Source organism: Streptomyces sp. NPDC028722, from assembly GCF_040637655.1.
Lineage (GTDB): Bacteria > Actinomycetota > Actinomycetes > Streptomycetales > Streptomycetaceae > Streptomyces.
In genome coordinates, this window is sequence record NZ_JBEZWU010000067.1 from 1 (window position 1) to 9118 (window position 9118).

Sequence of the window (9118 nt, forward strand, 5' to 3'; positions counted from 1 at the left end):
CCCGGCTTCGACCGCGAGGTCTACAAGCAGCGGAACACGGTCGAGCGGTGCATCAACCGGCTCAAGCAGTGGCGCGGCCTGGCCACACGAACCGAGAAACTCGCCATCGCCTACCAGGCCGCACTCCACCTCGCCGGCATCCTCATCTGGACCCGACGCTGACGAAAGAGACAGAACCTAGCGTCAGCTGGCCTCCGCCAGGTGGCTCAGGGCTTCACGGAAGTCATCGAGAGCGGGCGCGAACTCGTGGACGGCGGTGTGGAAGGTCGATCGGTGCACGAGGAACTGGGCCAGCACGGGGGCTCCGGTTCCGGGCGGTGGTGTCGCCCCGACACACGTGCACGTCCGCGTGCCGGGGCGCGGCCATGCCGGTGCCGTCTCGGCACCGGCGGGCCTTGCCGGGAAGATTTTTCGTCGAGCGTCGCAGCGGCCGAGCCCGCCGGCCGTCAGCGCCGACGGAGAGCGAACGCCGCGGTGAGCGCGGCAATCAGCGCCGAGGCCACATCCGAGAACTGCTGACGCAACCCGCGGCACATTTCGAGCGCCCGAGTGCTGCGGTCCGGTACCCCCGCCGGGCGTCCGGTGGGGGCATCTCTGCACGGGTGGGCGCTCGGCGCCCGTCAGTCGGTGGGCACCACGTTGTCGGCCTGCGGCCCCTTCTGACCCTGGGTGACCGTGTACTCCACTTTCTGGCCCTCGGTCAACGACTTGAAGCCGTTCCCCTGAATAGAGCGGAAGTGGACGAACACGTCCGGACCGCCGTCGTCCCGCTGGATGAAACCGAACCCCTTCTCATCGTTGAACCACTTCACCATGCCTGTTGCCATCAGTGGAAACCCTTCTCGACGTGCCACACGGGGCCGCTGCGCAGCCGTCTCGATGGTCCCCACCCGTCCCGCGCCCCACACCCACCCGAGCGGTGAACCGGTGTCGATCGATCGTCCTTCAAGCGGCTCACCGACGCCTACAAGCCGTCGGTTCGAGGGCTGTCACGAAGGACGTTGTCGGTGGCGGCCGGTACGTTGCGATCATGGGTTTCTATCTGGTGAGTGTCGCCGCGCAGGACTGGTCGCGGCCCGGGGAGGATGGGTACGGAGACGTCGCCGCCGGGCTGAACATCGAGCTGGAGCGGCGCGGGCTGCCCCCTTACGAGCTGTGGCAGGCCGCGGGGGAAGCGCCGGGCTGGTTCGAGGAGAAGGTCAGCCCGTCCATGGACAGCTTCGTGGCGCTGTGCAGGACGCGGCTGACCGAAGCGGAGCTGTCGGCCCTCCTCGACTGGAGCGTGCTGGTGCCGTTCGCGCTGGAGGAGGAGATCCTGCTCCCCGTCGGCACCGCGTACTCCGGCGAGGAGACCGCGGTCGCCGGGGCCCCGCGGGTGCTCGCCCTGGCCGAGCGACTGGCCGGTGCCGTCGGGCTGCCCGTGGACGCGATACCGGCGGGCGAGAACCTCGCACTGACCCTGTGGTTCCTGGAGGGCGGGGCGGAGCGGACCGCCCGGGTGCGGCCGGGACCGTGGGCCGAGGACCGGGACGCGGCCTTCTACGTGGCGCTCTACCTGCGCGCCGCGCAGTACTCCCTACGGCACGGCTGCCCGATGACCTACTCCTGAACCACAGCGGCAGCCGACCCGGCCGGAAGGACCGTATCCGGGTCCACATCCGGACCGGGGCCATGTCCGCCGCGCGCCCAATGCGGCGGAGGGAGGGGTCCGGTGGCGCGCTCGGGTGTGAGTAGTTGAGGTACAGGAAATCCCGCTGAGACCGCTGGGTCCGAGGATGCACCGCTCATCGGCCCGCGCACCCCGCCCGGCCGACCTGGCCGAACATCCTGCGCATGGACCACGTCCCCGCACACGCCCACCAGTGCCTGACCACATTGGCTGAGCGCCTGGCCGGCGCGGCGGGCCGGCCCGTCGTCCTGCCCGAGACGATCGTCGTCGACCGCCGCAGCGTCTTCGTCTCCGCCGCGTCCACCGCCGCCTTGCGAGCACCTCTGGATCAGCGTCCAGCCCGCTCCGCCCCACGCTCCCACTGCCCGGGCGGCGCACGAGTGGCCGGCCTACTTCGTGGCGTTCGATCTGCTCAGGTTGTCCGGGACGGGCACGACCGAGTGGTCGTCCAAGCGGCGCCGGGCCGCGCTTGAGTCGATGTTCGCCGCCCGCCAGCTCCGTCGCGCCGCAGGCACTGTGCCCGTCGGCCACCGACCCGGCCACCGTGCGCGAGTGGCTTTCGTGGGCCTCGGTCGGGATGAGAGCGTGGTCTTCAAGCGGCTCGCCGACGCCTACAGCCGTCGGTGCGGGGTTGGGAGAAGTAGTTCGACGACTAAGGCCGCCTGCAGTACGTCGGCCGCACCACCACCCTCCCCCGCCAGGCCGGCGCTGAGATCGCTCCCGGCTCAAGGCCGGGCGGCACGGTCACCGTGGGCGGGATGGTCGGGGCCGGCCGAGCGGTGGGGCATCAGCTACGACATCCCCCTGTGAGCCGCGGTGTATCGGAGGCGGGCCTACCGCAAGGCTCGCAGCCCATCGGATCCATCCATCAGCGTGATGCGTACTCGATGTATAGGGGCGTCGCCAGAATGCTGTTGGCGTTGTTCACCGCCAGGATCCGTGCAAGTCCGGCGAGCCGTACTGGTGGTGTCCAGCCTTCGCTATGCGGTGCCTCGAGTTCGCACAGCAGTGTCACGGCTGACAGGGCGCGGTCGGTGGCGCCAAGCGCCGGGAGGTATCCGACCGCCGCGTGTCCCGGGATCTCCTGCAAAGCTCGAGCGTAGTCACGGATGGCTTCGACATAGTAGTGACCGACCTGCTGGCCGTCCGGGGTCCCGTCGCTCGTGGGCCGTCGACGGTCCAGAAGGTGGGCCGAGGATCCGACGAGAACAAACGGCGGCTGTTCCGGGTAATGTGCGGCAGCGAAATAGACGAGCCCCTCCACCACTGGATGGCCACGCAGCCCGTCACCGCCGGGCCAGGCACTGCCGAATCTGAATTCTTCGTCGAACTCGATCCAGTGGCCGACCGCCAAGCCCGGTTCAGTCCGTTGCCGGTGCCCGTACTTCCGCTCGATCATCTTCACTACGGCGTCCAGGGCACCGATGAGCGACGTCCGGCTTGCGCTGGCCATCGAAGCCTTCAGGGACAGCACGCCGGCATTGAGGCCTGCTTCCAGGCCGAGTCGGTCACGGACCCGTCCGGGAAGCTGAGGTACCAAGACCCCCATCTTCGATTCGGACAGGTACAGCAGATCCCGCATGGCAGGACGGGCGCGGCGTAAGGGCATCCGTGCTTCCTCCTTCAAGGGACAGTGCCAGCAGCAGCTACATATCAGGATGGTGCAACGTACTCGGGCAGTAGGCGCCAACCTGGCACCTGCCTGGATGCCTGTCACCTGCTTGAGGTCACGCTCGTTGCCATACAGCGGGTCCTGTCCGGTGGATCATGTGACCGCCTGTCTCTGTCTCTTGGGTCATCGTTCCGCTCGTGGGGCGGGGCGATCTGACCGACGAGGAGTGGGCGTGGCTGGCGTCGCATCTGCCGAAGCCTGGCCGCCGGGGCGGACGGTGAGCAATCACCGGATGTGGCGTGCGAAGGTTGCTCATTCTTCCCCGCCACCCGGCAGAAGGCGTGCTGTGTGACTGCCGCCGACCGGCCCCGTGGACAGGGTCAGCTCCGCCGGGGCGGCGGGGCCGGTGAAGGCGGCCGGCACCTCCGACGACCGCCTTCACGGTCCAGGAGCGGCTCGCCGCACGGTACGCGATCGCCCCGGCGGACCGTACAACCAGGGAGCCCGGCGAGCCCGGCGTAGGCTGCGGTTTCTCCTGGACCGGCAGCAGGAGGCCGGCACGTAGCCGCGGCGAGCGCTTGGCGTCCACGTGGCAGTACCGGCCCGGCCCCGCCGCGTCCCGTTGCCCGGCGGGGCACCCCGGATCACCGCGCGAGGATCACGCCGACCAGCGTGGCCATCAGGGTCACCGCACCGAACGCGGCGCCCAGGGGCTGACCCCAGGACGGGTGACGGTGGACGACGTAGGCGACGCCGGCCGCGAGCAGCACCACGACGACGACCAGGAGCAGCGCAACGAGCAAAGCGAGCGTGGACACGGACGGTTCCCCCTCGGGACTCGGGCACGCCCGCCCCGGGCAGGGGGCGCGGATGGTTGAGCGGCGGACGATGCTGTTTCCCCGTGCCTTGCGAGGCGGGAGACGTCCCGGACAGGACGGCGTCAGAGTGCGGGAGCAGCGGGTTAGCCCCGCGACCCCTCCTGACCACGCGCGTTCACACCCGGGAGCCTCGTCACGCGGTAGGCATGGGGTCGGGCGGTACGGCGCTGCGGTGATCCGACTCTGCCCAGCCCAAAATGCGTATTCAATAACCGTGACCTGCACGAACACCGGTGGACAGGCCTGGCTCGCGACTACGAGCACCACACCGCTCACGCCGAGACCATGATCCGCTGGGCCATGGTCGGCGTGACAGTCCGCCGGCTCACCCGGCAGGGACCGGCCATCCGCTCAGGACCACGGCCTCTCAGGCACACAGAACCATGAGGCATCGTGCCGCAACACCTGGAAGAGTGCAGCCATGCCCAATAAGCGTCCGCGGAACGCGACACTGGCCGAGACAGCGGCCTCGTTGCCATCGGCCCATTACGATCCTGAGCTGCGTGTTTGTCCAGCTCAGGATTCGAACGGTGCTGGCTCGTATGCTTGCCGCAGGCACTGAGCGTGTGAAGTTGCGGGAGTTCACATGATTCCACCCGGGTGTCGTCCCTGAGATCGGACGCCGGCCGCGTGCCGTGGGAACCTGGACGGGTGGCTGATCGTCCTCTTGGGCATGCCTCGCGTTCTCATTCTCGGAATCGACCCGCGTGCAGTGCCCGGTATGGACGGAGACGCCCTTCGAGCGGCTCTCGACCAGGAACTGACGCGTTTCGGCGAACATGCCATCGATGCGTCCATGACGCTGATCGAGCTGGATGAGTCGGCTGAGCCGACGATCGTTGCAGCACTGTCCGAGCACGACTGGGACGTCGTCGTCATCGGGGGTGGGATCCGCAAGCCGGAGCCGCTTCTGCCACTCTTTGAGCAGGTCGTGAATCTGGTCCGGCGTCATGCGCCGAAGGCTGCGATCGCGTTCAACACGAGCGGCGGCGACAGTGTCGAATCAGCCAAGCGGTGGCTGTGAGTCAGAAGCCGCTGTCAGGCTTCGGCGGTGGTGGGAGAGTTGTGCTCAGGACCGTGATCCGGGCCCGGTGACCTCATGATGGCACTGCTGACCGTCAGTGCCGAGACGATCAGTCGCGTTGAGCCTCGCGGGAGGCCGGCTGTCCGCTCCTGCGTCACGCGCGCACTTGGGCCGGGGCCGGAGCGCGGCACCGGGGCGGTGGAGAAGAACCCCGGCCACACGACGATGATCGGACAATGACCGACCGCCGCCCGCTGGGCACCGGGCCCGCCACCGCCGATCCGTCCCGCACACACGACACCGAACAGCCCGCGCCACGCGCCCAGCTCGGCGCCGAACGCCTCCCCGCCACCCCGCCCGCCACCGACCCAGTGCCGCGCCCAACGACCGGACGCCGCACCCTCGGAGCCGGTCCCGCCCCGGCCGGACAGTGACCGCGCGCTGTGACGGTGGCGATGGCATCGGGTTGTGACAGCCGATCGACCGCCGAACATCGCAGGCCTACCGCTCCGAGCGCGGACCGCGCCACCCTCTCGGGTCAGGTGTGGCTACTCTCTGCGCTATGGGCCGGGCGTGCCCAGCCCGGCCCCAGGGACAGTCCGGGCTCACTGCCGCCTCAGTGCCGGTACCCGCTCGCGACGGCGGCCCCGGCGGCGCCGAGAGTGGTCTGGGTGCCGCCGATGCATGCCGCCCGGCGCGCGGCGGGCAGCCACACCGCGTGGTCGACGCCGCGCAGCAGCTCAGGTACCGGGATGCCGTAGTGGGCGGCGAGCCGGTCGAGGTCGCCGAGCGACCACGCCGTGGCCCCGTTCTGTTTGCGGCTGATCTGCCCTTGGCTCAGGCCTATAACCATGCCCGAGGTCGGCCTGGGTCTCCCCGGTGGTTAACATCAGGGGGCGAGTGCACGGCCGCACCGGCGAAACCTGCCCGGCGTGCTCAGACACCATTCGCGAGGTCTCCTTCAGCGACTCGTCCCTCCAGTACTGCGCCACCTGCCAGACCGGCGGAAAACCGCTCGCGGACCGCAGGATGTCCCGGCTGCTCAAGTAGCGGACGTCACGCCCCCCACCCGCACCAGTCCGCTCTCATAGGCGAACACCACGGCCTGCACCCGGTCGCGCAGCTCCAACTTGCCCAGAACGCGGCCGAGGTGGGTCTTGACCGTGGTCTCGCCCAGGAAGAGCCGAGCGGCGATCTCACCGTTGCTCAGTCCCTGCGCCACCAGCGCGAGGACCTCCCGCTCGCGCTCGGTCAGCCGCTCCAGACGGGCCTTCTGCTCGGGCGGGGCCGCGGGCAGCACGAAGCGTTCCACGAGCCGACGCACCACCGAGGGCGCCGTCATCACCTCACCCCGCAGCACCGTCCGGACGGTCACCAGGATCTCCTCGCCGACCGCGTCCGACCGCGTCCTTGACCAGGAAGCCGCTCGCGCCCGCCCGCAGGGCACCGTAGGCGTACTCGTCGACGTCGAAGGTCGTCACGACGAGGATCTTCGGGCCGGCGGGCTGCGCCAGGATGCGCCGGGTCGCCGCCAGGCCGTCGACGCCCGGCATCCGTACGTCTATCAGTACCAGGTCCGGCTCCAGTGCGGCGCCGCGCGCCACGACCGTGTCCCCGTCCGCGGCCTCCCCTACGACCGTCAGGTCGGGCTGGCTGTCGATCACCATCCGCAGCGCCACGCGGATCAGTTCCTGGTCGTCGCAGATCAGGACGCGGTACGGGGGTCGGGCGCCGCTCACCTGGGAACCGGCCACAGGGTGGCGTCCACGCGGTAGCCGCCGTCGTCCGTCCGGCCGGCGTCGACCGTGCCGCCGTACAGCGCGACACGTTCCCGCATCCCGGTCAGTCCGCGGCCGGCCGACGGCAGGGCGGGCGCGCGGGTGGGCGTGCTGCCCGCAGAGTTGTCGACGCGGATGCGGACGCCGCGGCCGGGGCCCGGGGCGCCGACGTCGACCCGCACACGTGTCGTGGTGTCCGGCGAGGCGTGCTTGGCGACGTTCGTCAGGGAGTCCTGCACGATCCGGTACGCCTGCGCGCTGAGCCCCCGGCGGCAGTTCCCGCGGATCACCGCAGAGGTCGAGATCGGCACCAGGGAAGCGGGCGACCAGCGTCCGCAGGTCACCGAGGTCCGCGCGCGGGGCGGCCGGGTTCGGCGGAATCTGGTCGTGGCCGCCGGGCGCGGTCGTCGGCCGTGCCGGGCTCCGTCGGGTCGGTGGCGTGGTGTCCTCTTCCAGCCGACACCGCGATCAGTGTCCGGTCGTCATCAAGGTCGTTGGCGTAGGCCTCCCGCTCCAGTGGCGACCAGGCGGAGGCGTCGGAGTCCCAGACCTCGGCGAGCCGGCCAGGTGGTCGATGTCCACACCGCCGGGCCCCTCGAGGTGACGGTCGTCCTACGGCGACAACCACACGCCCCCGCTCAGCCGACAGCGCGGGCCCTGCTCGGGGGCCGCGACGGCCTGGGCCTTCAGGAACGGTATGGGTGACGGCCGGTGCATGATCCCGGCCGCTTAGGATCCGTGGCCGTGGCTGAGGTCCCCGATGAGCTGATCGGGCTGGAACGATCCGCCGAGGGCGAGCGGGCCGAGCTCGCCGGCTCACCGGTGAGGAGTACGAAACCGAGTGGCGTCGCCGGCACGAGGCGTCCGAGACGGTCCAGGCCGCCGATCGCCGCGCACGCCGAAGCAACCGGGGCCAACCGGTACGAGGTGGAACAGGCCGCGAAAAAGGCCGCCCGCCACACCCCGGAGCATCCGGGCATCGAACAGCCGGCCGCCTCCGCTACCGCGGGTCGGGTCAGGCGGCCAGGGCGCCACCGTTCTCCTCGTCGGTGAGGATGATCCGGGCTCCGGGCATGCTCCCGTACTCGTCGGCCCAGCGCCGGAACTTGTCCCGCCCGGTGTCCTCGCGGCCCCACCAGCCGTACTGGACCGGCCGCCGCAGGATTCGAGCAGCAGGTGGTAACGGCCCAAGCTGATGGTGCAGGGCGGCTCCGCCTCAACCGCCCTGCACCGCGAGCGTTCAAGGGCTGCCTGGCGAGGGCCGATGCCGTGCAGGGCCTGGACCGGCAGCGGGCCGAGCCAGTCGGCGACCTCCTCAGGGGCGACAGCGAGGACCCCGCCCGGGACGACGATCCGGGCGGAGGCGGTCGCCGGGACCGTGACCGCCCGGGACGGCGATCCGGGCGGAGGCGGTCGCCGGGACCGTGACCGTGGGGCCGACCCCGATCCGCAGGTCGACACCCAGGCGGGAGATGGACCGGATACGGAGGATGTCGCCCAGGTGGGCCGCATCCGTGCCGTGATGACGCAGGGCGCCCTTGAGTTCGACCAGGGCCGCGGTCGGGGGCAAGGCCTGCACCACTCCGGCGGCTGCTCGCCGAGGGCACCAGCGCCTGCACCCACTGCCGGCCCGACACCGACCTGGGGATCGCGGGCTTATCCCGGCTGTGACTGAGCGGCAAGCTCTCAGTCCCGGGACGGGACGCGGGCTGCGACCTCCCGCCCAGCGTCCGGCCACCGCCGCATCACGCCCGCTCCCGGCAGCAACATCGCGCAGCCAGTCCAACAGGTCGAGCGCCTCCTCCAGCGTCAGCAACGCCAGCCGCTCACCCGCACCCTCCACCGGCGCGAACTCGATTCCGTCCAGCTCCAGATCCTCGAAGCCGTCCACGCCTGTGGCAACGCCCTGCACCGACTGCAGTCACGGCCGCCCCGGGTCGACGGGGGGCAGAGCGTCGACGTCCAAGTCGTCGCGGACACGGACGAAGCGGACCGGGTGCCGGTTGCCGACGGCAGGGCCACGGCCACTAGGCTGCGGGTTCCTCGGAATGATCACCGTTCCCCCGTCGAAGTGGACCCAGATGCCCACCACCGGCCCGCTCACCGCCGACCGTCTGGACCCGCAGGAGATGGTCGTCCTGCACCGCGTCTTCCGCC

13 protein-coding genes and 3 pseudogenes are annotated in these 9118 nt (G+C 70.5%); 6 read left to right on the forward strand and 10 right to left on the reverse strand.

Annotated elements, in window-relative coordinates:
- Positions 1-162, forward strand: a 162-nt coding sequence (locus tag AB0F03_RS37495; RefSeq protein ID WP_362000917.1) for a transposase, incomplete at its 5' end; no start/stop codon positions are given.
- Positions 163-620: 458 nt separating this feature from the next.
- Here AB0F03_RS37495 and AB0F03_RS37500 read toward each other — a convergent pair.
- Complete coding sequence (locus tag AB0F03_RS37500; RefSeq protein ID WP_362000891.1) at positions 621-827, reverse strand: cold-shock protein; 207 nt, start codon at positions 825-827, stop codon at positions 621-623.
- 203 nt (positions 828-1030) lie between these two features.
- On the opposite strand from AB0F03_RS37500, the gene AB0F03_RS37505 reads away from it, so the two are divergent.
- On the forward strand, positions 1031-1609 hold the full coding sequence (locus AB0F03_RS37505) for a hypothetical protein (RefSeq protein WP_362000894.1): 579 nt from the start codon (positions 1031-1033) through the stop codon (positions 1607-1609).
- Positions 1610-2537: 928 nt separating this feature from the next.
- Here the strand turns inward: AB0F03_RS37505 and AB0F03_RS37510 are convergent.
- Positions 2538-3251 carry an SAVMC3_10250 family protein gene (locus AB0F03_RS37510; RefSeq protein WP_362000897.1) on the reverse strand — a complete coding sequence of 238 codons (714 nt, stop codon included), beginning with the start codon at positions 3249-3251 and terminating at the stop codon, positions 2538-2540.
- 674 nt (positions 3252-3925) lie between these two features.
- On the reverse strand, positions 3926-4099 hold the full coding sequence (locus tag AB0F03_RS37515) for a hypothetical protein (RefSeq protein WP_362000900.1): 174 nt from the start codon (positions 4097-4099) through the stop codon (positions 3926-3928).
- Between the two features lie 733 nt (positions 4100-4832).
- Between AB0F03_RS37515 and AB0F03_RS37520 the strand changes: the two genes are divergently transcribed.
- A complete protein-coding gene (locus tag AB0F03_RS37520) occupies positions 4833-5183 on the forward strand; it encodes a hypothetical protein (RefSeq protein WP_362000902.1) in 351 nt (116 codons plus the stop codon).
- A gap of 236 nt (positions 5184-5419) precedes the next feature.
- Positions 5420-5617 (forward strand): hypothetical protein, encoded by a 198-nt coding sequence (locus AB0F03_RS37525; protein WP_362000905.1) that lies wholly within the window; start codon positions 5420-5422, stop codon positions 5615-5617.
- A 182-nt stretch (positions 5618-5799) separates the two neighbouring features.
- Here AB0F03_RS37525 and AB0F03_RS37530 read toward each other — a convergent pair whose 3' ends face one another.
- Complete coding sequence (locus AB0F03_RS37530; protein WP_362000908.1) at positions 5800-6036, reverse strand: helix-turn-helix domain-containing protein; 237 nt, start codon at positions 6034-6036, stop codon at positions 5800-5802.
- A 44-nt stretch (positions 6037-6080) separates the two neighbouring features.
- Here AB0F03_RS37530 and AB0F03_RS37535 point away from each other — a divergent pair.
- Positions 6081-6233, forward strand: a pseudogene (locus AB0F03_RS37535) (zinc finger domain-containing protein); the annotation flags it as partial.
- Here AB0F03_RS37535 and AB0F03_RS37540 read toward each other — a convergent pair.
- From AB0F03_RS37540 to AB0F03_RS37560, 5 genes and pseudogenes are all read right to left on the reverse strand, one after another.
- Entirely contained in the window at positions 6226-6558 is a 333-nt protein-coding gene (locus AB0F03_RS37540) for a response regulator transcription factor (protein ID WP_362000909.1), read from the reverse strand. The pseudogene AB0F03_RS37535 and the gene AB0F03_RS37540 sit on opposite strands and share 8 nt — an antisense overlap.
- A complete protein-coding gene (locus AB0F03_RS37545) occupies positions 6530-6922 on the reverse strand; it encodes a response regulator transcription factor (RefSeq protein WP_362000912.1) in 393 nt (130 codons plus the stop codon). Before AB0F03_RS37545 ends, AB0F03_RS37540 begins: the two co-directional genes overlap by 29 nt.
- Positions 6919-7272: an ATP-binding protein gene (locus tag AB0F03_RS37550; RefSeq protein WP_362000915.1), complete on the reverse strand. Its 354-nt coding sequence runs from the start codon at positions 7270-7272 to the stop codon at positions 6919-6921. The genes AB0F03_RS37545 and AB0F03_RS37550 overlap by 4 nt, the downstream gene beginning before the upstream one ends.
- 143 nt (positions 7273-7415) lie before the next feature.
- Positions 7416-7642: pseudogene (locus AB0F03_RS37555) on the reverse strand (HNH endonuclease); the annotation flags it as partial.
- A 634-nt stretch (positions 7643-8276) separates the two neighbouring features.
- Positions 8277-8531 carry a hypothetical protein gene (locus tag AB0F03_RS37560; protein WP_362000921.1) on the reverse strand — a complete coding sequence of 85 codons (255 nt, stop codon included), beginning with the start codon at positions 8529-8531 and terminating at the stop codon, positions 8277-8279.
- A 20-nt stretch (positions 8532-8551) separates the two neighbouring features.
- Between AB0F03_RS37560 and AB0F03_RS37565 the strand changes: the two genes are divergently transcribed.
- Positions 8552-8632, forward strand: a complete 81-nt coding sequence (locus AB0F03_RS37565; RefSeq protein ID WP_362000920.1) for a hypothetical protein — start codon at positions 8552-8554, stop codon at positions 8630-8632.
- A 115-nt stretch (positions 8633-8747) separates the two neighbouring features.
- Here the strand turns inward: AB0F03_RS37565 and AB0F03_RS37570 are convergent.
- Positions 8748-8873 (reverse strand): annotated as a pseudogene (locus AB0F03_RS37570) (DUF6417 family protein); the annotation flags it as partial.
- Between the last annotated feature and the right edge of the window lie 245 nt (positions 8874-9118).